The organism is Amycolatopsis echigonensis, from assembly GCF_014174495.1.
Lineage (GTDB): Bacteria > Actinomycetota > Actinomycetes > Mycobacteriales > Pseudonocardiaceae > Amycolatopsis > Amycolatopsis echigonensis.
The window spans coordinates 1-21,974 of sequence record NZ_JACJHR010000110.1 but is presented as its reverse complement, the minus strand read 5'-3'; the positions used below and the strand labels follow the sequence as shown (position 1 = coordinate 21,974).

Genomic DNA, 21,974 nt, shown 5'->3' with positions numbered 1-21,974 from the left:
CCGCCGCGATGTTGGATCGACTGTTGCACCGGGCGACGGTGGTCGGTATCGACGGTCCATCTTACCGATTGAGGTCGCATCAGTCCACATCGGACAAGTTGCGCCAGGCGGTGAACGCACATGTCTCCTGACCCGCGCGATCCGAACTACAACGCGACCCGCAAGACCTGCCCGATCTGCTGGGAAGCCTTCACCGCGAACGGTCGGCAGGCCAAGACCCGCCTCTACTGCTCGCGGGAGTGCAAACGCACCGCGGCGGCTCGCCGCGAAGTCGAACGCACCAGCCACCCGCACACGTCCTTCGGGCCGCCTCCGGCGGCCGCCCCGCCGAGCGCGCCCGCGCCGCTGCCGCAGCCGGCCGCGCAACGCGACTGCCCGCACTGCGGCGGCCCGGTCACCATCGTCGCCCTGCTCACCACACCCGAAGCCGCCCGCCCGCAGATGCCCCTGGCAGCACCCGACGGAGTGATCCCACTCCACCGCTGACCCAGGCTAAGCTGCACACCTCAGCTGGGGAATTTCGACGAGTACCCCTGGGGACTTTCAGGGAGCGCCGTCACGGCGGTGCCCAGGTAGTGGTTATGCGCCAAACGGCGGGCGACGACGAACTCGCTCCGGCCGGAGCGTCGGGTGACGGGGGCGGTGCCGCCATAGCACTGCAACCCGTTGGGTGTGTCGAACTGGGTGATGTCGTCTCCGATTTCTCCGGCTATCCGGGCGGCGAGCCGGTCCCCGAGCCCGGGGAAACTCAGGTAGATCTCACCGCCCGGGATCGCTTTTCCCGGATCAGGCTCCTTCGGTTGTTTCGCGCGGCCATGACGGGCCGATCCGAGCAGCAATTCCGCCATGCGGCGTTCCCACGCCCTCCGTTGATCGCGGATGGCCAGCAATTGGGTCGCAGTCAGCGCGATCGTGCCGGATTTCGCGCGCACCAGATACTCTTTGACCGGCAACCGGTCAGCGTCCAGGGCGTCAGCGACGCGGGCGGCGAAGCGGTCGGGCCAGCCGTGTTTAGCGGCGCGAGCGAACGCGGCGATGTCGCCGGGGCCGGCTGCGGCCAGTTGGTCATGGCCTGGCCAGCGGCTCAACAGCTTCAGCATGACCGGCGAGCCGAGGTCGCCGCCGGCGATGGCCAGAGCGGCCGGGAAGATGGCCAGCAAGTCCGCACGCAGCCGGTTGAGCAGCCTTCGTTCGTCGCGGGCGGCGCGTTCGTCGTCTCGGGCGATCGCGCGCAATTCGCCCGCCAACTCACCGTGCGGGATCAGTTTCCGCAGCTCCAGGAACTGATCCAATGCCAGCAAGCAGCAAATCCGGGCGTCCTCGGCGTCGTCTTTCTTCTTGGCCGGCCCCCGGCGGCGGGCCACCACATCCGGATTGACCGGCAGGACCGTGAAGCCCGCATCAGTCAACGCCTCGACCAGAAGACCGTGTCGTGTTTCCAGCACGATCCGCACGTCGGCCGGGTCGGTCTCCAATTCCAGGCAGCGAGCCACAAGCCGACCGACTCCCGCCGCGGTGTGGTCAATACGGAATTGCTCGATCACTCCCTCGCCCGGGCGGCCCAGGGCCACATCATGAAAAGACTCCGCCCAGTCGATACCTGCTCCCAGCAAATGCGCCGACTCCCTTCGTGTCCAGGAACGAAAAAACTGGAACCGGAGGCCGCGCGTCGTGCTGATAAACCAGTCCTCATCGGGACAACACCCTCCAAGACGACAAGCCTCCGGCTAAAACCTCCGAGGACGCTGTCTCATCACAGTCCTCGCGGGACAAGCACATCAAGCGTTCCCCGGAGGCCCCAGCCATGAAAGAAGGTACTGCTATCAGCACACCTGAACACACCGACACCGATGCCGCCCGCGCGGCCGAGGACCCCGACGAGTTGCGGAAGGCGATGATCGCCGAGTTGTGGGAGATGGGGGCGATCCGCAGCGACCGGGTCGCCGCCGTGTTCGACGGGGTGCCCCGGCATCTGTTCGCCCCCGAGGCGACACCGGCGCAGGCGTACAAGGCTCGCGACGCGGTGCATGTGAAGCGGGACGAGCGCGGCGTGCCGATCAGCACGGTGTCCTCGCCGCAGCTGCAGGCCGGGATGCTGGAGCAGGCCGACATCCGCCCCGGGATGCGGGCACTGGAGATCGGCTCCGGCGGGGTGAACGCGGCCATGATGGCGTGGCTGGCCGGACCCGGCGGGCAGGTCACCACCGTCGACATCGACTCCGACGTCACCGAACGCGCCCGGCGGCTGCTGGACGCCGCCGGCTACGAGCGGGTCAACGTCATCCTCGCCGACGCCGAGACCGGGATCGCCGACTTCGCACCCTACGACCGGATCATCGTCACGGTCGGCGCCTGGGACATCCCGCAGGCGTGGCTGGACCAGCTCGCCCCCGACGGTCGGCTGGTGGTGCCGCTGCGGGTGCGGGGACTGACCCGTTCCCTGGAACTGGTCCGCGAGGGCGATCACCTGGTGAGCCGGTCGGCGGAGATCTGCGGATTCGTCGCCATGCAGGGCGACGGAGCGCACCAGGAGCAGCTGGTGCCGCTGCGCGGTACCGACGCGGTGATGCGGTTCGACGACGGCTGGCCCTGCGAGCAGGTCCCCGACCTGGACGGCGTCCTGGACACCCCGCGTGCGCAGGCGTGGACGGGTGTGCGGATCGGCGGAGCCGAGTCGTTCGAAACGCTGCAACTGTGGCTGGCCACCGTTTTCCCGGGGTTCGGCAAGCTGCGCGCCGAGGCGTCGCTGCGGCCGGTACTGGTCGACGAGGGCACCGTGTGGTTCGACTCCGCTGCCATCGAGGGTGACTCGGTCGCGTATCTGACTACGCGAGGTGTCGAACCCGGGATCGCCGAATTCGGCGCGCACGCCTTCGGCCCGCACGCGGACGACCTCGTCACCGCGTTCTGCGAGCAGATCCGCGCGTGGGACCGCGACCAGCGCCACGGCCCTGGGCCCACCTTCGGCGTGTGGCCGCCCGGCACCCCGGACGAGCGGCTGCCCGACGGCGTGGTTGTCGACAAGCGGCACCAGCGCATCACGATGTCCTGGCCTTCCCCGACAGGCCAGGAACACCAAGAAGTAACCGAGAAGGAGTGATCGATTATGACCCTGGCCCTTACCTCCCCGGCCGAGGAGGCCGACGAGTTCTCGCTGGATCTGACGGTGATCGCCGACAGCCTGCCGCTGGCGAAGATGTCGTGCGACACCAGCGACAACTGCGGCGGCACGACCTGCGGGTCCGCCTGCACCAGCCACGTCGCCACGCCTCTGTGACCGACTCCGAGTAGAAGACAGGGCGAGGCTCATGGCCGCGAAACGGACCCATTTCCAGCACGTCGATCTGGTGCTGGCCCGGGTCAGCACGGACCCAGGCGGGCTGGACGTGCCCGAGGCCGTGTCCGCCGGAACCGGGGACGCCTCCGGGACTGGCCGGGCGTGGCTGGTGCGGTTATGGCACCGCGCCGAGGTCCGTGCCGCGCTGCGAATCGCGAGCCCCGTGCTGGCCGAGCAGATTGACCAGCTCGTCTCCGGCCGCGACGGCGACCCGCGCCAGGTTCGGCGTGTGCTGTCGGCCACCTCGTCCTACCTGCTGCGGTGGAGGCGGCGCGCGACCCCGTTCGGCTTGTTCGCCGGAGTCGCCGCCGCCTCCACCGACGCCCCGGCGTCCGCTCGCCTCGACCCCGAATGCCGGGTGTCGGCGCGGGCGGACGCCCGATGGCTCGGCGAGATCATCACGGGCCTGCAGCAACGTCACGACCTGCTGCCGCGCTTGACAGTGGTCGCCAACAACGCCGCGTTCCGGCGCGGCACCCGGGTCGTGATTCCCGCCCGCCCGGACGAAACCCAGCCCCAGCGCGGCGCGGCACTCGACACCTCCCTCCGTTACACCCGCGCGGTCGAGAACGCCTTGCGAGGCGCGGCGTCCCCGGTGCGGATGGCGGAGCTGGCTGAGCGGATCGGCTCCGACTTCCCCGCCACCGACCCCGAGACCATCGGCCGACTGCTCGCGCAACTGGTCGAGAGCGGCGCGCTGATCACCACACTGCGACCACCGTTGACAGCGACGGACCCGTTGTCGCACCTGCTCGCCGAACTCGACGCCGCGGGCATCGACGACCTGCCCGACCTGGTGAAGATGACCGCCGAACTCACCGCGATCCGGGACGAGCTGGCCTCGGCGCGTGCCTGGGCGCCGATGGCCGAGCACGCGATCGCGTTGGAGCAGACCGAGGATCGGATGCGCGCGCTCCATCCGACCCCGGGGCGGGTCCAGGCCGTGGACGTGGCGGTGGCCGGCGAGCTGACCGTTCCCGAGGCGGTGCTGCGCGAGGCGGAGATCGCCGCGACGACGCTCCTGCGGCTCACCCCGTTCCCGTTCGGCGATCCGGCATGGAAGGACTGGCACGCCCGGTTCCTGGACCGCTACGGCGCGGGCGCGGTCGTCGGTGTGCGCGAGGTGATCGCCGACTCCGGGCTGGGTTTCCCCGCCGGGTTTCTCGGCGCGGCCCGGCCGCGCGCCGCGCACCTCGTCACCGAACGCGACGTCACCCTCCTGCGGCTGATCCAGCGCGCCAGCACCGAGGGCCGGGCCGAGATCGCCGTGACCGAGTCCGTCCTCGAGGATCTCCGCGTCGGTGACCACGCGAAACTCATCGCGCCCGCTCGAGCGGAGCTGGCGTTCCAGCTTCATGCCACCTCATCCGAAGCCCTGGAACGCGGGCATTTCCAGTTGTGGGTCACCGGCGCTCCGATGCACGCCACCAGCATGGCCGGACGCTTCACCCGCCTGCTGTCCGAACAGGACCGGGAACGGCTGGCCGCCAGCTACGCCCCGGATTGCGCCGACGTCGCCTGCGCGCAGCTGTCGTTCCCGCCACGGCGCGAGGGCAACGAGAACATCGTGCGCGTACCCCGGTTCCTGCCGTACCTGATCCCTCTCGGCGAACACCACGCCACCGAGCGGACCGTGATCGAGCTGGACGATCTGGCGGTGACCGCCGACGCCGATGAGATCGCGCTTGTGCGGATCTCCACCGGCCGGCGGGTCCAGCCGCACATCCCGCACGCGCTGCAGAACACCATCCAGACCCCGCCGCTGGCGCGGTTCCTGGCCGAGGTCGCCTCCGCGCGCCGCGCGGTGTACGGCCCGTTCGGCTACGGCGTCGCCGACGACCTGCCGTTCGTGCCCCGCATCCGCCACGGCCGCGCCGTCCTCTCGCCCGCCCGCTGGCACCTCACCCCCACTGACGTCCCACCCGCCGCGGGCACCGGTTCCTGGGACGAGGCGCTGCACACCTGGCGGGCACGGTGGCGGGTGCCCTCGGCGGTCGTCCTGGTCGAAGGTGAACTCCGGCTCCCGCTCGACCTGGACGACCACGCTGATCGCGCACTGTTGCGCAGCCGCCTGGAACGCAACCGGACCGGCCACCTCGAACTGCGCGAGGCCGGACCTCACGAACCCGGCGGCTGGGCCGGGCGCCCCTGCGAACTAGTGGTCCCACTGCGCGCCGCCCCACCGGCCAAGACACCGGGGCACGACGAGACACGAGCAGCCCGGCCACACGTCGCGGTGCGCCGCTCGGACACGGCGATGCCAGGCAGGGCAGGAATCATCCGCGCACACCTGCACGCCCATCCCACACGGTTCGACGAGATCCTCACCGACTACCTGCCCGGCCTGATCACCGGCGTCAACACCGAGCACGGCGCCGCGCCGTGGTGGTTCTGGCGACATCACGACCCCGCCCGAGCCGACTGCGACCAGCACCTCGTGCTGTGCCTGCGTACCCGCCCCGACACCCACGAGGCCGTGGCCGCCCAGCTCACGGATTGGGCCGGCACCCTGAGCGAGGCAGGTCTGCTCGCCGAACTCACCTACGCCTCCGCAACACCATCCCCGGCCGCCCTCGGCCACACCCCGGAAACACGCGACGCCCTCGACGAGGTGTTCACCGCGGACTCGGTGGCCGCCGTGGAACAGCTGCGCTGTGCGAAACGCACCGAAACACCCGGCCAAGCCCTTGCGGCGGCCTCCATGACCGAGATCGTCGCGTCACTGGCGACCTCCCCGCAGCTCGGATTGCGCGACCTGGTCGACCTGCTGCCTCACGAACCCGGCAAGCTCGACCGCGCGCTCGCCGACGCCGCACTCGCCCTCGTCGACCACCACGGCCAGCTGCGGCCCCTACCCGGCGGAGACGCCGTCACCGAGGCGTGGCAGCAGCGCCACCACGCCCTCGCCTCCTACCGCGAACGCGCGGCACACGACGAAAGCGTCGAGGAACGGCTAGTGCTGCGGACGCTGCTGCACAGCCACCACCTGCGCGCGGTGAGCGTGGACCCCGGCACGGAAAAGGTCACCGCTCGCCTCGCCCGAGCCACCGCCCAGCGCCGCCTCGCCCTTCTCCGCCAGGACCGAGCATGACCACCACGCGGGAACCACAAACGCTCTCCGACCAACTGGCCGCGCGCCTGGCGGTCCCGGTCACCGACCCAGACGACCACAGCGGCCGGGAGCAATCGCTGGCCGAAGGCGCGGCCGGGATCGCCCTGCTGCACATCGAACGCGCCCTCGCCGGAGCCGGATCCTGGGCCACCGCCCACCCGTGGGTCACTGCGGCGACCTCCCGCGGCGTCAGCATCGCCGCCGACACCAACCTCTACCTCGGCGCACCGGCAATCTCCTTCCTCCTGCACGCGGCGCAGGCCGACGGGCGGCACCGCTACCAGGACGCTGTCGCCACCCTGGAAGCTCGCGTCCGCACGCTGGCCCAGCACCGCGTTGAGACCGCTGCGGCCCGCGCCAGCCGTGGCGAGGCCCCGAATTTCAGCGAGTACGACCTGTTCACCGGCCTGACCGGGATCGGGCGGCTCCTGCTCCAGCACAACCCCGGCGCCGACGTACTCGAACAGGTCCTGAACCACCTCGTGCGCCTGACCGAACCCCGGCCTGACCAGCTGCCCGGATGGTGGGTTGGGCACGACCCGGACACCACGATCGCGACACCCGGCGGCCACGCGAACCTCGGCCTCGCGCACGGCATCTGCGGCGTGCTGGCCTTCCTCGGCACCGCGCTGCGCCGCGGTGTCACCGTCGAGGGCCACGCCGAGGCCATCGCCCGGATCTGCGCGCACCTGGACACCTGGCGCCACGACGACGATTCCGGCCCGTGGTGGCCGGAATGGCTCACCCACGACGAAATCCGCACCGGCCGAGCCCACCAGCGCGGCCCACTGCGGCCGAGCTGGTGCTACGGCACCCCCGGAATCGCGCGCGCCCAGCAGATCGCCGCCATCGCTGCCGGCGACACCGCCCGGCAACGCCTGGCCGAAGACGCCCTCGCCGTCTGCCTGGCCGACTCCGGCCAACTCGCCCACGTCACCGACACCAGCCTCTGCCACGGCTGGGCCGGGCTCTACCAGACCGCCTGGCGCGCGGCCCAAGACGCGCTCAGCGCCGACATCAGCCAGCACCTGCCGCGTTTGGCCGCATCGTTGAGCCACGCCACCTCGAACACATCTGAACAGGCCGCCGGGTTCCTCACCGGCACGGCAGGACTCGCGCTCGCCGCGCACACCGCGACTCACGACACACCACCGATCTCGGGATGGGACGCATGCCTGCTGATCACCTGACCCCGTGCCCTGGCCTCGAGCACGCCATCGCCACCGTCCTCGCCGGCACGCCAGTGGACCAGGCCGCCTCGACAGCCGGGATGGACGCGCTCGCACTGTCCGACGCGATCGAGATCTACCGGGACGCGGGCCAGCGCGCGCTCGACCAGCACACCGACCCCAGCTGGTGGCAGGTCTACCTCCGCTTCACCGACTGGGACAACGCCGAACACACCGCCACCGCGCACCTCGCCCCGCTGCTCACCCTCGCTGCCGATGACGACATGACCAGCGGGTGGTGGTTCATCCGCAAACACCCCTGCTGGCGACTGCGGCTCCACGTCGGCCCACAACACCGCCACGCCCTGATACAGACGCTCTCCGGCGCCTTCGACGACCTCACCGCCCGCGGTCACCTCCACTCGTGGTGGACCGGGATCTACGAACCGGAAACCGCCGCCTTCGGCGACCACCCCGGTATCGACATCGCCCACGACCTGTTCTGCGCCGACAGCCACGCCATCCTCACCGTGGCGCACCGCGACATCGGCCTCGGCCGCCGCGAGCTGTCCCTGCTGCTGTGCAGCACGCTCATGCGCGCCGCCCACATCGAGTGGTACGAGCAAGGCGACATCTGGCACCACGTCTCCCAGCAACGCCCGCTGCCCGCCGACATCACCTCCGGCAACGTCGCCGCCATGGCCGCGGCGATCCGCCAACCCCTGCTCGCCGACATCACCGACAGGGGGTCACTGCTCGGCCCGGGCGGGCCGCTGGCATCCATCGCCCCCTGGACACGAGCATTCCGCGACGCCGGCCACGCGCTCGGTGCCGCAGCGAGCGAGGGTCGCCTTCGCAGGGGCCTCCGCGAGGTCATCAGCTACGCGATCATTTTCCACTGGAACCGCCTCGGCTTCACCGCGCGAACGCAAGCCATCCTCGCCCACGCGGCGCGCACCGCGATCCTGGACGCCCACACCGTCAAGACCGCCGACACCGACGCACCGGCATCGTCGGTGACCGGCTAGCGACCATGCGCCCCGAACACCGACCTCTGGCAACCACGACGCGACGGCTCGCCGCCGGGGAAACCTCGGTGACACGGTGCACCGCTCCGCCGTCATGGACGTCGCGGATACCGGTCACACCCCCAGCCAGAGCGGGACACCCGGGCCGTCGCGCCACTGTCGCTCCGGTACAGCGGCGCCCGGGTGCCACAGCCGCGCACGCCGTTACAGTGTCAACGGGTTCGTTCGAGTCGGGGTGAACGAGCCCACCCGTGGGGAAGGCCAGTCATGGCGCACATCAACAGCACCCACCCGATGTGTCCCTCGCTGGACACCACCCGCCCTGGGGTAGCCCGGGTGCGCGATGCCGCGCTGGGCGGCAAGGACAACTACTCCATCGACCGGGACCTGGTGGCCGAGCTCGAACACGCGACACCCGGCTTCAAAGACCTGGTCCGCGCCGAACGCGCGTGGCACGTCCGCGCCGTGCGGTACCTCGCCGGCATCGGGATGGACCAGTTCCTCGACTGCGGCGTCGGGCTGCCGACCCTGTTCGACAACACCCACGAGGTCGCCCAGCGCCACAACTCCGACGCTCGGGTCGCCTACGCCGACGCCGATTGCATCGTCGTGGCCCACGGTCGCGCCCTGCTGCAAGACGGCGAGTGCAGCCTCGTCCTTCAGGCCGACTACACCTATCCTGAAGAACTCCTGCCCGCCGCCGGTGCGTTCCTGGATTTCACCCGCCCGATCGGGCTGCTGCTCACCGACACCCTGCACCACGTCGAGGACGACGCCCATCCCGACAAGCTCATGGCGACCTACCGTGACGCGCTCGCACCCGGTTCCGCCGTCGTCGTGAGCCACTGGTGGGATCCCGGCACCGGCCCTGAGCACGACGCCGCGTGCGCGTTGGAGGCCACCTGGCAGGTCCGCTGTCCCAATACTGGCCGTTACCGCACCCGCGCCGAGATCGAGGCCCTGCTCGACGGACTGGAACTCGTGCCGCCCGGCCTCGTGGCGTTCGACGACTGGTGGCCCGACGGCCCCAGCATGACCGCACCGACGCCAACCAGGCGTCTCGGACTCGCCGCCGTCGGAATCAAACCCTGAGCAACCTCGCCCAGGGACCTCACACGACCTCGCCAGCCGAGGCCACCTCGCTGAACTTAACAGGAAAGGTGGCTTGACCTGCGGAAACTTGTGGGCCGCCAGGGGCTCGAACCCTGGACCCAAGGATTAAAAGTCCTTTGCTCTACCAACTGAGCTAGCGGCCCGCGAGTAAGTTTAGCGGGAGGCCGTCGGGCGCTGCGCGGCCTGGGTGCCCTGTTGACCGGGGGACCGTGGTAATTGCGGGCTTGGTGGTTCCCGGCTGGCCGTGCCTGTCGGTTGTCGAAGTGGGTCGCCCCCGGATCCGGTCGCTGGGCCTGTCGGCGCGGTTATTCCTGCGTGGGGGCGCCCTGGTGGCATTCGGCGCAGGGTTGGGCGTCGTCGGGGATCGTGGCGTCGATGAGGCCGATTCGCGCGCATCGAGTGAAGGCGGCCGTGTGGTCGCCGTATCGGGTCGCTATCGGGGTGTCGCTGATCCTGTGCACGGTCTGCGGGGTGGTGAAGCCGATGCATCGCTCGCCAGCCGTCGCTGTCGCGGGCGGTTCGGGGGCAACCGGCGTGAAGAGGGCATCGAGGTCGAACGATGGCCACTGCGGTTCGGGTTCCGGCTTCTCGTGCTGACCACTGGGGCGTGGTCGCAGAAGGTGGACGGCGGCCAGGGCTGGTCGGTGCTCCGTGGGCAGGGTGGCCGTCGAGCCCGCGGTTGAGGCGGCTGGGTGCGCGGTTCGCTTGGGGCGGCCGGGCGGCCGGATCTGGACGCCAGCGGCGACCAGATGGGCGCGGACGGTCTTGACGGACATGCGGTAGCGGCGAGCGAGGGACCGCAGGGACGCGCCGGCCTCGTACCGGCTGGCCATGCCCGGTGGGGCCGGGCGGCGAGTCCTCGCAGCGGCAACAGCGCTGCCGGTACGGCTGCCCATTACTGGTCTTGGACGTCGGCGTCGGGGATGCGTGCGGCGACGCAGTGCAGGAACGGGCCGTCGTGGTGGTCGGCCGGGATCGTGTCGAGGCCGGACAGCCAGCGGCTGAGCGTGCGGCGGGATCGGGGCGTGAGTGGTTGTTCGATGCTGCGATAGAGGTTCAGCGCGGCCGACAGGCGGAGATGGTCTTCGGGCTTGTCCGGGGGCGTGAGGTGGGAGAGCGCGAGGTAGCTGCCGGGGGCGAGGGCGTCGCGGTAGCGGGCGAGGATGTCGGCGGGGTGGTGTTCGTCCGGGACGTGGTGCAGGACGGCGGTGGCCAGCAGGAGCACGGGTTGGGTCAGGTCGAGGGTGCTCCGCACCGCTGTGCTGGCCAGGATCGCGTCGGGGTCGCGCAGGTCGGCGGTGAGGATCTCGCTCGCCGGGTTGGAATGCTGTTGCCGGGCGATCGTGCAGGCGGCGGTCACGATGGGGTCGTAGTCGACATGAACCGCGCGGATTCCGGGATGGGCAAGCGTGGCCTGGTGCCGCCAGGTGGGCCCGGTGGGCATGCCGCAACCGAGGACGAGTACCTGCCGGACCCCGTGGTCGAGCGCGTGATGCAGTACGTCGGTGGCGAAGGCGAGGTTATGGCGGGCGATGTCGCCGACGGGTAGCAGGAGTGCGACTTGTTCGCCGAAATACCGGTCGACGCCGGTGTTGTGGCTGTTTCCGGCGGCCCAGTCCGCGATCCGGGCCGTGTTGGGTTGTTCGAGCCGGGAGAAGTCCGGTGTCGGCCATCGTGGGGCGTCGTTCGCGGTCGCGCTTGTCGTGTGGTTCATCGGCGTTGGTCGTCCCCGACTTCAGGTCTGATCCGGCTGAGTCCCGGGGTGCCGCGCTGTGCTGGGCACGGGCGCGACAGCCCGGGCTTCGTGTTAGGTGGCGTTGCCGGTGCGGGCGACGTGGTAAATCCAGTCCCGGAAGTCCGGTGAGCTGGTGTACACGTCGGGCGCGGTGCCGCAGAATTCGGTGGCGGCGCGGCTGGCGCCGCCGACGAGCTGCTGCACGCCGTTGACGGTGGCCAGGGCGGGCCCGCCGGAGTCTCCGTAGCAGCTGCCGTCCGTGCCCGAGGGGTTGTCGGTGCACAGCTCGCCGACGGACATGGCCGCGTCCGCGCAGCGGGAGGGCGCGGTGACGCGGGTGTCGAGCTGTTGCAGGTGCAGCGGCAGGTCGGTGCTGGTGCTGTCGGGCTCGGTCACGCCCCAGCCGTAGAGGCTGATCTTGCTGTCCCGACGGGCGGTGTCGCGCGCCAGCTGGACGGTCGGCTGCTGGAGCAGGTGGTCGAGCTTGAGCATGGCGATGTCCGAGACCTTGTTCTTGGGCGCGCCTTGGGCCCAGTTCCAGCCGGGGTGGACCACGATCTTGGTCACCGTCGCGGTTTCCCCGCCGGAGAGCCGATCGAGACTGCCGACCCGGACGTGAAACGCCTTGTCCGCGGTCGGGATCGGCGCCGCGTCGGCTGCGAATCGCCGGGCCGTGGACCCGTTGGCCGCACCTGTTGGCGGGTCGGTGACGCAGTGTGCGGCGGTGACCACCCAGCCTCGGAACACCAAGGCCGCGCCGCAGGTGTGGTAGTCGATGTACTTGGCGCCGTGCGCGGGCGCGTCGTACTGCAGCGAGGTGATACCGGCAGGAGCGCTCGTGGCCGGGTGCCCGCCGACGATCATCGGTTCGACCGGAGGCGGGGTGTCGGCGACCGCTGTGGTCACCGGGGCGGTCAGCGCGGCGGCGATGCTCACCGTGACGGCTGCTGTGAACGACATGATCTTTCTGTTCACGAAGGTTGTCTTCCCATCTGAAAGAAAAGCGACAATTTGTCCACAATGGATTCGTTGCGGTCCGGGCAGATCGGTGGCCCGCGGCCTGGATGGCTGAACGGCATCGGCGGCTGACCCCGGCTATTCGACGACGTCTTCGCGTTCGGTCACGGCGTGCAGGGCGGGTTTGTCGTGTCCCGGCGCGCCGGTTCGGCAGGGCTCGCTGGGATTGTCGTTGCTGCCGCACGAGCCGAAGATCAGGCAACGGGAGATCTCGTTGGGGTGGAGCGTGCGCGCATGGTGTTCCAGTCGGACGAGCACGGCGGGAAAGACACCGGTGTGCAGGCCGATGCTGAGCGGTGTGCTGCGGTGACGAGCGCAGCCGATGATGGTGCCGCACGAGGTGAAGCGGGCGATCCAGTGCTCACCGTCGCGGTAGAGGTCGCATTCGAGTTCGTTCAAGCCGACATCGGCCGCGGGGTACCGGCGGTTGTCGTCGTCGAGCGCGTCACCGAAACTCGCGGGGTAGTAGAAGTTGGCGACGATGTCTGAGTCGCGATCGAGAATTGTCCAGCCGCGATAGGTAAACCAGGCGATCAGCGGGTCGACGGTTCCGTCGTCGGCGGGCGGGCGCCCGTGGCGGCCGGTCCCGACGAACGGGTCGAGTACGTCCCGGACACGGGTCAGCAGGGTGCCGAATAGGTGGAGCATTCCGGTGGTGGCCTTCCTTGGGGTGTCAGTGGGCGGTGTTGTGCGTGGCCCGCAAAGGGGCGATGGCCTTCGCGACTTCGGGCAGAGCGTCTGCGCTGTCGGCCGTACGGCAGCGGACGCGGTTCGTCGGGGAATGAAGCCGCGAGCCTCGACCGTCGTGGTGGCGCGGTTAGTGCGGTTCGGGCGGACGTGTCCTGGCTTCAGTGGTGTCGGCGTCGTTCGGTGGCGTGGGGCGCGAAGCGTGTCGTAGGTAGGGCCGGGGCCCGGTTCGTGGCCGTGCGGGTGGTGTGCGGACTGGGGGAAGCCGCAGCGTCGGCTGCTCGCGTTCCGGACGGGTAGCCCGGAGGTCGCGGTCGTGTACCGGCCAGGCCGGGGGTGGTGGCTGTTTCTGCTCGGCTTCGACGCGGGCGGCTATTGCCGCGACCGAGTCCGGGCGCTCGTTCCAGCGCCGTCGCCGACGGCGAGCGCGGGCTCGCACGGCGAGCACGGCGCCAGCCACCAGCAGCGCGGCCGAAAGGCCGACGAGGAGGATCGGGCTCATCGTCAGACCGGTCGTTGTGGATCATGGCGCGCCCGTCCGGCTGACGTCGGCGCGGCGTTCGGGAACACGTCCGACCGCGGCGAGGGTGTAGGGCGCGCGGGGGTGGCGGGTCTCCTCCGGCTCGGGCCAGCGCCGGGTCGTGGTGATGCCCGGGTCGAGCAGATCGAGATCAGTAAACAGCCGGGCGAACTCATCGACGCTGCAAGGCTGCGGGTGCGGCGGCACACAGCGTTGGTGTGCTCGGCACCAGCGGGCCGTGACCGCCCGCAAGGCCACGAGATCGCCGGGGTTCGCGGGCGCGAGCAACGGCTCGTCCGTCAGGTGCGTGATCGCGACAAGACTGCCCGGATGCAGACGTTGTGCTAGGCGTCGCGGCACGGAGCGGCCGTCGATTCCGGGTTCGGCGAAGTGCAAGAGGTCGACTGCCAGTACGCACACGCGTTGGGTGAGATCGAGCAATCCCTTCGTGGACAGGTGGGTGAGCATCGTGCCGACAGCGAAGAGGTTTCCCCGCACCATGTTCGATCGGTGCCGAGCGCGGGGGTCGTCCTCGAAGTCGCCCCGACCGTGGGCAAGGACGAGCGGGTCGTGGTCGACGAGCACGATCGTGGGATCCTGCTCAGCGTCCGCGCCGATCACCGCCGCGTGTGCCGCGCTGGTGTGCACGTGTCCTGACCCCAGTTCCACGAACTGGGTGATGCCTTCGTCCAGCGCGTACTCGATCACCCGGGACGTAAAGGCGCGCCGCATCCGCAGCGCCGTTTTCGCGTACGGGGCGATGCGTTTCATTTCCTCGGCGACTTTGTGATCGAGCAGCCATGCCCGGTCGCCGTTGGCGACGATCGCGTTCTCCACCCGCGAGATATGCGGATAACACAGGCATAAGCGCGGCAGTTCGCCCCAGTGGCGCTGTTGGCGAATCCGGTTGTGTGGCCAGGTAAAGGTCGCCCCGCATCCGCCGTGCGGATGAGAACACAACCCATTCCAGTAGCGCCCGCGTTCCTCGGGCATCGGCGAGATCGTCACGCTCATGCAGGTGCTCCTGCCAGTTTCGCGAGGTGTTCGGCGGCGCCGGCGAGATCGGGTACCACGGCGACACGCGGGTCGCGGTGAACGTCGTCCGGGATGTCGACGTCGCGGGTGTTGACGAGCACGGCGGCCCGGCACCCGGCGGCGAGCGCTCCCCGGATGTCTTCGGGCACGCGGTCCCCGAGGTGCACGATGTCGCTGACCGGCACCTGGTGCTCGGTGGCGATCGTGGTCCAGGACCGGGGCTGGGGTTTGCGTGCACGCAGCTGGTAGCTGGTGTACACCCCGGCGAGGTGCTGCCCGCACTGGTCAAGAAGGTCGCCCATCCTGGCGGGCCCGGCGATGCAGGAGACGTTCGACAGCGCCACCACCGGTGCCAGGGCCGCGAGGCGTTCCAGGGCGGCCAGCGTGCCGGGGTAGGCGGTGAACCCGCCGGTCGGCCAGATCTGCGGCCAGTCGGAGGTGTTGATGAGCAACCGCTCGCGCACCAGTTCGGCGACCTCGTCGGTGAGTTCGGGCACGACGTGCAGGATGTTGCGGTCGATCTCGGCCGCGTTGTCCGGCGCCAGCGCGATGTCCCGCAGCACGTCCGCCGTGCCGGGCCGATCGAACGAGCCGAGGGTGTCGCCCACGTCGGTGGTGATCAGCACGCGGTACCTCGCACTCGACGGCGCGCGGGAACGGCGAGGTGGGCCATCACCGCCGCCGCGATGACACCCAGAAGTTTGTGGAGCCCTTGGTCGAGGTCGGAGAGCGCCGTGCCCGGCCCGGACGTGTCCGGTTCGGTATCGGGCTTGCGCATCACGGTGGCGACCGCGATGAAGGTGTCCTTGTGGTTGACCCGCTTCGCCAGCCACAACAGGAAACGACGACGGTCGATGATCCAGTGCGTCCCGAAGTTGATCACCGCACCGGCCAGCTGGGCACGCCACGGCAGACGCAGGCCGAGGATGCGCGCGACGGCCTCGGTGACGATCAGTTGCCCGGCGGCGTAGGTCAACACGTGAGCTGTGGCCGCGCGGCGCCCGACGACGCAGGCCGGCACCGGGGTCTCATTCTCACGCGAGACCTCGGCTGCGGATTTGCCGTCGCTGGGGTATACCAGCTCGTCGCCGTGTAGTCCTTTGAGGACAGCGTCTTTCGGACGCTGGAGCCAGCGGTCAGCCCATAGATGCGACCCGTGGAACGCGCTGGCGAGTGCCCCGAACAACGCGATTCGTTCCACAGCGCGGTCTGGGAAGTTGGCCGTGGTCATTCGCCGTGCTCTTCGGTGCTGCGGCCGTCGTCGGAGCGCTTGTAGAACAGCTCGAGGTAGACGTCCGCGTCGGATTCGCGATCGGCGCGGCGGGGCTGGTCGAGGTCGATGCCCCAGACCTGGACTTCGGCCTGTGCTGGGTCGGCCAGCCACTCGGCTGCGGCGGCGAACACCTCGGCGCAGTCTCGGCCGCTGACCGTCGTGCAGTCCACGGCGTCGTCCGGTGCGAATTGTCGGCGTGGCATACGAACCTTTCTCTTCGAGATACTTCGCGGGAACGTGACCGGCGAGCGTTGACTGTGCTCAGCCGGTGCCGGGAAGCGACGAGGCGATGTGCTCACCGCCGAAGTCCTCAGCGGTCTGGTCGGCCACGACCGGTGTTCCGGTGGCCAGCAAGAACTGGCGTGCCGCCGCGACCACTGAATAACGGGCGGGCGCGGTGTAGCCACCGGCGCTGGCGCCGAAGCGCAGCCACGGCCCGAGCCGCGCCAGGTACGTCAGCCACAACCGTTCGGCGATCGCGGGAATATCGGCTCGCAGCGCCCGGGCGGCATGCCAGGAGTTCAGCAGCGGCTCGGGCCAGCCCGCGGCAACGCCCGGTCGCGAAGCCACTACCTGGGCCGCCCGCGAGCACTGCGTCAGCATCTCCGGCGGCGGAAGGTGTCCCTGGACCAACCCGAGATCGGCCACCCACGGCACTACCGGCGCCGGGTCGCGCTCCGAGGGGCCGACCGACGCCATCCGCAACGCGATCGGCAGCAGTGCGGACGCTTCGCCACGATCCACCGGATCCCGGTTCATCGACCGGGCGAACGCCTCGGAGTGCGGAATGCGTGGCAAGGTCTGCCCGACATCCAGACCGGCCTCGCGAACGGCTGCCAACAGGCCCAGGCCGTGCCCGTGCTCCCAGCCCATGCGCATCAAACCCCAGGACGGTGAGAGCGCGTGGGGTACGGCGTCGCCGGAGAGCACCAGCGTGCGGACCTGCGGGTCCACCAGCGTCAAGCCCAGCGCTGGCGCGCATAAGGGCCGCAGCACGTGAATGGCGAGCAATCGCTGCCACCACGGCGCGGCCAACGGGGTGCACACCGCTCCCGGTCGGTCCTGCTCGCGCAGTCGGCGCAACGCCGACGCGAGCCGTGACTCCGCAGCTGGCGCTTCAAGATCCGCAGGCACGTCTGGATCTGCCAGCACCACCTCCTCTGCGCCGACCTGCGCGGCGTGGCGCAGGCCGCGCCCCACCGCCGCGCCCCAGCTCGCGCCCGGCAAGGTCAGCACCACGTGCGTCGCGCGCAAACCGCTGGAGGCGAACCTCATTTGGGTCGACGGGTCCTTCCGGTCGCTGGTATCAACCAGCACCGTGCACACCGGCCGACCGCGCGCTCCGGCTAGCACCGCATCCTCGACGTGGCGCGCGACCATGCCGATGGTCGCCGTGTGTGCGTGAGCAGGGAGCACGATCACCGCCGGCATCGACCTGCCCTCGTCCGAGTCGGTGCGGGGTGGGGCGGCGAAACCACGAGCAGGAGGGGGAATCGTCGAATTGCTCTGTGGTTCCGCCGCCCCAGTCCTCGCAGCAACGCCCGGAACCCCTGGGGGAAGGGCCTTAGCGGGCTGCGGCGAGGACATCGGGGGCACGGTCTTACTCGCCACCATCGGCGTGCACTCCCAGCTGGCGACGACTTGAGTGAGTGCCCCGTGGGGGCTTCCTGCCGACGTCCGGAGTTGTGGCGTCGGCGCGGATGCCCAAGCGGCGTTCGGCCTCCTCCGCGATCACGCGCAGCGGTCGATCCCGCTCGCGCAGCACTACCGGTGCCAGGTGTGGCGTCATGAGCAGTCGCGCCTTGTCCGCAGTGCCAGGTGTGGTTTTCACTGGCGATGAAAGGAAAAGATCTCGATGTGTCACCAATGGTCGCATCTGCCGCGCCTCACTGCTGTGCATTTTGACAGCTAGACGATCGTCGGTCATGGAATTCATCCCCCAAAAGAATGGCCGGTAAGCTACGGCGGATTCAATGACGAAACGGCGCGCCGGGTGTCCACAATTGCGGGGCGCTCGCGATTACTAAGCGGGGTGTCGCACGCGCATCGGCAGCTGGCAAGTCCAGCAAATCCGCGACGCACGAGAACAAGTCGCCGTCGCGCTCCCACGTCACTCCGCCACCTGCGCGCGGATTTCCAACTATCCGCCGTGCCAAGCAATCCTCCGGGCTGCGCATGCGAATCGTGTCCACCACATCGGAGTCCGGGTGCGCATACGATCCAGCAAGCTCAACCAGCTCACCGGCGTGATCGGTCACCGACATGAAATGCCACCCGCGCCTTGTCAACTCACCCAGTGACTGCTCAACTTGCGCCGCCTCGGCGTAAGAATCAGGTGTTGGCACGCCCACCATCTCCCAATGAGCTGCGGCGCGAAAATGCCCGCCCCCCGCCCATGTCGCGACAATTCGCCCGCAGTGAGCGAAAACGACCCACGAAACATTCGAGACGAGGCGACCGACGGGCATGACTGCCCGCCGATGCCCGCGAATCTCGGCATTCGCGAAAACGAATCGTCATAGTCACCCCTTTCGCGCGTCGTTGCTGAGCGTGAGACGGGCGAGACTATGAGCGAACGCAGCGGGCGAAGTGCCACCAAAGTGCCACAATCGATCATCAGAGCATTGTTCGGCCAGAAGCCGATCCCTGCCTACCCGTCCCTCCTGCGTAGGTCCAGTGTCCAAGCGCCAGAAGCACGGTACTGCGGTTACCGGCGGGTAACCCGAACTGTCAGTTCGGGTGCCTTGAGCGACGTGCTTGGTGTCAGAACGGAAGGCCAATTTGGCCGGCGAGGCGGGAGGCTTCGGCCGATACCGATCGTTGGCCGCGCTCGATCGTCGTGCGCAGCAACTTGTGCGCCGTTGGCCGGAACTGCATGTCTTCCGCAGCTTCCGACGCGGCCGTTTCCAGCAGTCGGAGGCTTCGGGCGTAGTCCCGGCGTTGCTGGTAGCCCTTGGCCTGGTCGAGCAGGAACGCGACCCGCCGTTCGATCGAGGGTGAGTGTTGGGGTTCGATGCGTTCCGCGAGACGCAGCCCTTCGGCAGCCTCGCCTGACTCGAGTTCGATGCTGACGGCGTACATGGCCACGTTCGTCGGGCCGAAGGCCGTCCAGCAGGTGTTGCGCTCGCCTGTCTTCTCGGCGAGCGGGCTGGCCAGCCGGAGCCGGTCGCGAGCGCCCCAGGCGTCTCCGTTGCGCACAGCGGCGATAGCCGCGATGAGTAGCAGAGCCCCGGACACGGCCAAGGCATCGAGGTTACCGTTCGCGCGGAACGGGCGGAGCTCGTCGACGGCATGCATGGCGACTGCTTCGGCTCCCTCGGTTTGCCCGTCGGCCAACAAGACCTGGGTCAGGTTCCAGCGAACCCCGGCCAAGCGGACCGGGTCGTCGGCCTCTTCCGCAGCCCGGACTGCGCGATCGGCGACCAGCAATGACAGGTCACCGCGGCCAACTCGCTTGGTGACGGTGCGGACCAAGCAGTAGAGATCCGCTGCCGACCTGTGCGCGGCGCGGCTTCCCGCCGCGTCGGCGCCGCGAAGAGCTGCTTCTGTCTCGCCGATGAGGGTGGGCAGTTGGGCGGTCAGCGCGGTGTAGCGGTGCGGCGATGTTTGCCAGGTTCTCCACGCGTCGAGTACCGCACGGCGCACTTCGTCATTCCCGCGGAAACCCGGTACGGGTGTTGCCGGGCTTACAAGGGCGCGATAGAGGGCGTCCGCAGCGGCGCTGTCAGTGTGCTGCCGAGGTGGCGGCGGCACCACGCCGAGCAGCTCGCCGAGATCGACGTGGAGGACGGTTGCCAGCTCGGCCAGCACGGCGAGCGTTGGGACTTTCTGGCCACGCTCGATTTGGTAGAGGTAGTCCGGTGTGATGCCAGCCAGCCCGGCGACGACCGCCTTGGTTCGGCGAGCAGTGGTCCGGTAGAACCGGATCCGCTCGCCCACCACATGCGCCAGATGATCGCTCATTGCGAAGTTCCCGACCGCCCTCCAGGGTCGCGACCAGGGTAAACGATACTGTCCCGGGCTCGGCCGGTTGGTGGTGAAAGACTTTCTGCATGAGCGCGCCTGAACCGCCCCGAACGCTGGTGCTGTGGGATGTCGACCACACGCTAATCGAGACCCGCGGTGTGGGACGTGCGGTGTACGACCGTGCATTCCGCGTTGCGACGGGCAAACCGCTGGCCAGGCTCGCGGCGATCGCGGGCCGGACCGAGCTCGGCATCATGACCGAGTCCCTGCGCATCAACGGTGTTGACCCCACCAGCGAAGCCGTTGAGCGGCTCACGGCAGCCCTTGTGGCGGGCTACAACGAGATGGCCGACGAACTCGCCACGACCGGTCGAGCGCTGCCTGGTGCTCGGCAGACGCTCGCCGCGCTGGCGACCGATCCCCGCGCCCACCAAGGTGTGCTGACCGGCAATCTCCGGGAGGTTGCCCGGATCAAACTCGAGGTCTTCGGGCTGGCGCGATACCTCGACCTGGAAACCAGTGCTTTCGGTGACGATGACGCCAGCCGCCCACGTCTCGTGCAGATCGCCCAACGCCGCGCCTTCGAACGCCTCGGTGTGCCGTTCGACAACAGCCGCACCGTGCTGATCGGCGACACGCCCCACGACATCCAGGCAGCGCTGACCGCCGGTGTACGCGCGATCGCGGTAGCGACCGGCAAGAGCACCGAAGACGAACTACGCGCGGCCGGCGCGGTCGAGGTCGTTCCGGCACTGACCCCAGACATGATCGAGCGGCTGGTGGCCTGAACACGCCCGGCGCAACGCCGCCGACACGCCTTGCGGAACACCCGGTCGAAGGATCGCGGCCCCTCAGCGATGCTGGAAGAACCCGGACTCGACCGCGCCCACGAAGGCGTTCCACTCGTCATTGTCGAACACGAGTACCGCACCGTCCGGGTTCTGGCTGTCGCGCATGCCGACCGCGTTGCTGGTGAAGGAAAGTTCGACGCATTGGTTGCCGTTGGGATTACTCAGGGGCGACTTGACCCACTCGCGGAAGTCCGTGTCGAGGTGCGCCTTGTTGCCGTTCTGGATATCCATGGCTGGGGAGATGCCTTCCGGTGGTCTTGCGCGGCTACAAGCTGGCAGCGAAGTCGAGCAGGAAGCGCCGCGCCCGCTCCTGCCCGATGGCCGCGGCTTTCTGCTGGTCGAACAGGTCGAGGTAGCGGGCGGTCTTCTTAGCTCCTTCGACGTACTCGCCGCCGTCATGCTTCTCAAGGTAGACGATGCTGACCTGCGGATCCGCCTCATATTGGAACACGGTGTAGTCGTGACTCTGCCCCATGTAGTAACCGATGTCGAACGGGACGATCTGCAGCTCGACGTTGGGCCGGTCGATCACCTCGACCAGGTGCGTGATCTGGGGTTTCATCGCCTCGGGGCCGATGGGTGTCCGCCGTAGCGCCGCCTCGTCGATGATGAACCAGAACTTCTGGCTGGTGTTGTCGAGCACCCGCTGCCGCCCGAGCCGGTTCGCGGTGTCGCGATCGATGTCGTCCTGGGTGGGCGAGGGGCGCCACGCGCGGAACTGCGCGCGCATGTACTCCTCGGTCTGAAGGAGGCCGGGGATCACCATGGCCTGATGTGACAAGAGTTCGTTGCAGCTGGGTTCCATGTCCACCAGCAGCCGCATCTGCTGCTTGAACCGGGTACTGAACGCGCCGCGCTTGGTGCGCCGGTTGCTCTCCGCCTGCAACGCCCGCGCATAGGCCGTGTCGTTGTCATCGGCGCCGTAGAGGTCGAGCAGCGCGTCGAGCTCCATCGCCTTGATGCCGCTGCCGCCCTCGATGTGGGCGATCTTGGACTGCCCGCAGCGCAATCGTTGCGCGGCCTGCTCTTGGGTGACCTCTGCTCGGAGACGCTGCCGTTCCAGTTCGGCGCCGAGCACGATCTTCATGACCGCGGGCGGCAGCTGCTGATGCTGAGTCACGCCATCTCCTT

At 69.2% G+C, this 21,974-nt stretch carries 22 protein-coding genes and 1 tRNA gene; 9 read left to right on the top strand and 14 right to left on the bottom strand.

What is annotated here, in order from left to right; genetic code table 11:
- Window positions 1–8 precede the first annotated feature (8 nt).
- Both H5411_RS47210 and H5411_RS41470 read left to right on the top strand, forming a co-directional pair.
- Complete coding sequence (locus H5411_RS47210) at window positions 9–131, top strand: hypothetical protein (protein WP_246370201.1); 123 nt, start codon at window positions 9–11, stop codon at window positions 129–131.
- The gene (locus tag H5411_RS41470; RefSeq protein WP_183126988.1) at window positions 121–486 is read left to right on the top strand and encodes a hypothetical protein; all 366 of its coding nucleotides are present in this window, start codon (window positions 121–123) and stop codon (window positions 484–486) included. The genes H5411_RS47210 and H5411_RS41470 overlap by 11 nt, the downstream gene beginning before the upstream one ends.
- A 20-nt stretch (window positions 487–506) precedes the next feature.
- Here the strand turns inward: H5411_RS41470 and H5411_RS41465 are convergent, their stop codons facing one another.
- A complete protein-coding gene (locus H5411_RS41465; protein ID WP_246370192.1) occupies window positions 507–1,613 on the bottom strand; it encodes an IS110 family transposase in 1,107 nt (368 codons plus the stop codon).
- 191 nt (window positions 1,614–1,804) lie between these two features.
- Here H5411_RS41465 and fxlM point away from each other — a divergent pair, with 191 nt between their 5' ends.
- The 6 genes from fxlM to H5411_RS41435 all read left to right on the top strand — a co-directional run bounded on the left by fxlM (window position 1,805) and on the right by H5411_RS41435 (window position 9,738).
- Complete coding sequence (fxlM, locus tag H5411_RS41460; protein ID WP_167441929.1) at window positions 1,805–3,100, top strand: methyltransferase, FxLD system; 1,296 nt, start codon at window positions 1,805–1,807, stop codon at window positions 3,098–3,100.
- A 6-nt stretch (window positions 3,101–3,106) separates the two neighbouring features.
- Window positions 3,107–3,277 (top strand): FxLD family lanthipeptide, encoded by a 171-nt coding sequence (locus H5411_RS41455; RefSeq protein WP_081685088.1) that lies wholly within the window; start codon window positions 3,107–3,109, stop codon window positions 3,275–3,277.
- Between the two features lie 31 nt (window positions 3,278–3,308).
- On the top strand, window positions 3,309–6,428 hold the full coding sequence (locus H5411_RS41450; RefSeq protein WP_101436321.1) for a lantibiotic dehydratase: 3,120 nt from the start codon (window positions 3,309–3,311) through the stop codon (window positions 6,426–6,428).
- Window positions 6,425–7,639, top strand: a complete 1,215-nt coding sequence (locus tag H5411_RS41445; protein ID WP_101436320.1) for a lanthionine synthetase C family protein — start codon at window positions 6,425–6,427, stop codon at window positions 7,637–7,639. The genes H5411_RS41450 and H5411_RS41445 overlap by 4 nt, the downstream gene beginning before the upstream one ends.
- Window positions 7,621–8,646, top strand: coding sequence for a thiopeptide-type bacteriocin biosynthesis protein (locus tag H5411_RS41440; RefSeq protein ID WP_101436319.1), 1,026 nt, complete (start codon window positions 7,621–7,623; stop codon window positions 8,644–8,646). Before H5411_RS41445 ends, H5411_RS41440 begins: the two co-directional genes overlap by 19 nt.
- 267 nt (window positions 8,647–8,913) lie before the next feature.
- Entirely contained in the window at window positions 8,914–9,738 is an 825-nt protein-coding gene (locus H5411_RS41435; RefSeq protein WP_101436318.1) for an SAM-dependent methyltransferase, read from the top strand.
- 91 nt (window positions 9,739–9,829) lie between these two features.
- On the opposite strand, the gene H5411_RS41430 is transcribed toward H5411_RS41435, so the two are convergent.
- The 11 genes from H5411_RS41430 to H5411_RS41380 all read right to left on the bottom strand — a co-directional run bounded on the left by H5411_RS41430 (window position 9,830) and on the right by H5411_RS41380 (window position 19,989).
- Window positions 9,830–9,902 (bottom strand) — tRNA-Lys (locus H5411_RS41430).
- A gap of 162 nt (window positions 9,903–10,064) precedes the next feature.
- On the bottom strand, window positions 10,065–10,535 hold the full coding sequence (locus H5411_RS41425; protein WP_143271392.1) for a hypothetical protein: 471 nt from the start codon (window positions 10,533–10,535) through the stop codon (window positions 10,065–10,067).
- 119 nt (window positions 10,536–10,654) lie between these two features.
- Window positions 10,655–11,473 carry an SAM-dependent methyltransferase gene (locus H5411_RS41420; protein WP_101436316.1) on the bottom strand — a complete coding sequence of 273 codons (819 nt, stop codon included), beginning with the start codon at window positions 11,471–11,473 and terminating at the stop codon, window positions 10,655–10,657.
- A gap of 93 nt (window positions 11,474–11,566) precedes the next feature.
- On the bottom strand, window positions 11,567–12,454 hold the full coding sequence (locus tag H5411_RS41415; RefSeq protein ID WP_101436315.1) for a S1 family peptidase: 888 nt from the start codon (window positions 12,452–12,454) through the stop codon (window positions 11,567–11,569).
- Window positions 12,455–12,589: 135 nt separating this feature from the next.
- Entirely contained in the window at window positions 12,590–13,159 is a 570-nt protein-coding gene (locus H5411_RS41410) for a hypothetical protein (protein ID WP_101436314.1), read from the bottom strand.
- A gap of 562 nt (window positions 13,160–13,721) precedes the next feature.
- The gene (locus H5411_RS41405) at window positions 13,722–14,732 is read right to left on the bottom strand and encodes an SAM-dependent methyltransferase (RefSeq protein WP_101436313.1); all 1,011 of its coding nucleotides are present in this window, start codon (window positions 14,730–14,732) and stop codon (window positions 13,722–13,724) included.
- Window positions 14,729–15,379, bottom strand: coding sequence for an HAD family hydrolase (locus tag H5411_RS41400; protein WP_101436312.1), 651 nt, complete (start codon window positions 15,377–15,379; stop codon window positions 14,729–14,731). The genes H5411_RS41405 and H5411_RS41400 overlap by 4 nt, the downstream gene beginning before the upstream one ends.
- A complete protein-coding gene (locus H5411_RS41395) occupies window positions 15,373–15,984 on the bottom strand; it encodes a hypothetical protein (protein WP_101436311.1) in 612 nt (203 codons plus the stop codon). Before H5411_RS41395 ends, H5411_RS41400 begins: the two co-directional genes overlap by 7 nt.
- Window positions 15,981–16,229, bottom strand: a complete 249-nt coding sequence (locus H5411_RS41390; protein WP_101436310.1) for a hypothetical protein — start codon at window positions 16,227–16,229, stop codon at window positions 15,981–15,983. The genes H5411_RS41395 and H5411_RS41390 overlap by 4 nt, the downstream gene beginning before the upstream one ends.
- Window positions 16,230–16,287: 58 nt before the next feature.
- Entirely contained in the window at window positions 16,288–17,301 is a 1,014-nt protein-coding gene (locus tag H5411_RS41385; RefSeq protein ID WP_143271391.1) for a hypothetical protein, read from the bottom strand.
- Window positions 17,302–18,789: 1,488 nt separating this feature from the next.
- On the bottom strand, window positions 18,790–19,989 hold the full coding sequence (locus H5411_RS41380) for a helix-turn-helix domain-containing protein (RefSeq protein WP_101436308.1): 1,200 nt from the start codon (window positions 19,987–19,989) through the stop codon (window positions 18,790–18,792).
- Between the two features lie 89 nt (window positions 19,990–20,078).
- On the opposite strand from H5411_RS41380, the gene H5411_RS41375 reads away from it, so the two are divergent.
- The gene (locus H5411_RS41375; protein WP_101436307.1) at window positions 20,079–20,780 is read left to right on the top strand and encodes a haloacid dehalogenase-like hydrolase; all 702 of its coding nucleotides are present in this window, start codon (window positions 20,079–20,081) and stop codon (window positions 20,778–20,780) included.
- Window positions 20,781–20,843: 63 nt separating this feature from the next.
- On the opposite strand, the gene H5411_RS41370 is transcribed toward H5411_RS41375, so the two are convergent.
- Window positions 20,844–21,074, bottom strand: a complete 231-nt coding sequence (locus tag H5411_RS41370; RefSeq protein WP_043835490.1) for a DUF397 domain-containing protein — start codon at window positions 21,072–21,074, stop codon at window positions 20,844–20,846.
- 34 nt (window positions 21,075–21,108) lie between these two features.
- Window positions 21,109–21,974, bottom strand: an 866-nt coding sequence (locus tag H5411_RS41365) for a helix-turn-helix domain-containing protein (protein ID WP_312878722.1), incomplete at its 5' end; no start/stop codon positions are given.

Coding starts and splice junctions, on each gene's coding strand:
- H5411_RS41405 (WP_101436313.1), bottom strand. CDS start 14,732: ATGAGCGTGACGATCTCGCCGATGCCCGAGGAACGCGGGCGCTACTGG.
- H5411_RS41395 (WP_101436311.1), bottom strand. CDS start 15,984: ATGACCACGGCCAACTTCCCAGACCGCGCTGTGGAACGAATCGCGTTG.
- H5411_RS47210 (WP_246370201.1), top strand. CDS start 9: ATGTTGGATCGACTGTTGCACCGGGCGACGGTGGTCGGTATCGACGGT.
- H5411_RS41470 (WP_183126988.1), top strand. CDS start 121: ATGTCTCCTGACCCGCGCGATCCGAACTACAACGCGACCCGCAAGACC.
- H5411_RS41445 (WP_101436320.1), top strand. CDS start 6,425: ATGACCACCACGCGGGAACCACAAACGCTCTCCGACCAACTGGCCGCG.
- H5411_RS41420 (WP_101436316.1), bottom strand. CDS start 11,473: ATGAACCACACGACAAGCGCGACCGCGAACGACGCCCCACGATGGCCG.
- H5411_RS41385 (WP_143271391.1), bottom strand. CDS start 17,301: ATGAGGTTCGCCTCCAGCGGTTTGCGCGCGACGCACGTGGTGCTGACC.
- H5411_RS41450 (WP_101436321.1), top strand. CDS start 3,309: ATGGCCGCGAAACGGACCCATTTCCAGCACGTCGATCTGGTGCTGGCC.
- fxlM (WP_167441929.1), top strand. CDS start 1,805: ATGAAAGAAGGTACTGCTATCAGCACACCTGAACACACCGACACCGAT.
- H5411_RS41410 (WP_101436314.1), bottom strand. CDS start 13,159: ATGCTCCACCTATTCGGCACCCTGCTGACCCGTGTCCGGGACGTACTC.
- H5411_RS41440 (WP_101436319.1), top strand. CDS start 7,621: ATGCCTGCTGATCACCTGACCCCGTGCCCTGGCCTCGAGCACGCCATC.
- H5411_RS41435 (WP_101436318.1), top strand. CDS start 8,914: ATGGCGCACATCAACAGCACCCACCCGATGTGTCCCTCGCTGGACACC.
- H5411_RS41455 (WP_081685088.1), top strand. CDS start 3,107: ATGACCCTGGCCCTTACCTCCCCGGCCGAGGAGGCCGACGAGTTCTCG.
- H5411_RS41390 (WP_101436310.1), bottom strand. CDS start 16,229: ATGCCACGCCGACAATTCGCACCGGACGACGCCGTGGACTGCACGACG.
- H5411_RS41425 (WP_143271392.1), bottom strand. CDS start 10,535: ATGTCCGTCAAGACCGTCCGCGCCCATCTGGTCGCCGCTGGCGTCCAG.
- H5411_RS41380 (WP_101436308.1), bottom strand. CDS start 19,989: ATGAGCGATCATCTGGCGCATGTGGTGGGCGAGCGGATCCGGTTCTAC.
- H5411_RS41370 (WP_043835490.1), bottom strand. CDS start 21,074: ATGGATATCCAGAACGGCAACAAGGCGCACCTCGACACGGACTTCCGC.
- H5411_RS41415 (WP_101436315.1), bottom strand. CDS start 12,454: ATGTCGTTCACAGCAGCCGTCACGGTGAGCATCGCCGCCGCGCTGACC.
- H5411_RS41375 (WP_101436307.1), top strand. CDS start 20,079: ATGAGCGCGCCTGAACCGCCCCGAACGCTGGTGCTGTGGGATGTCGAC.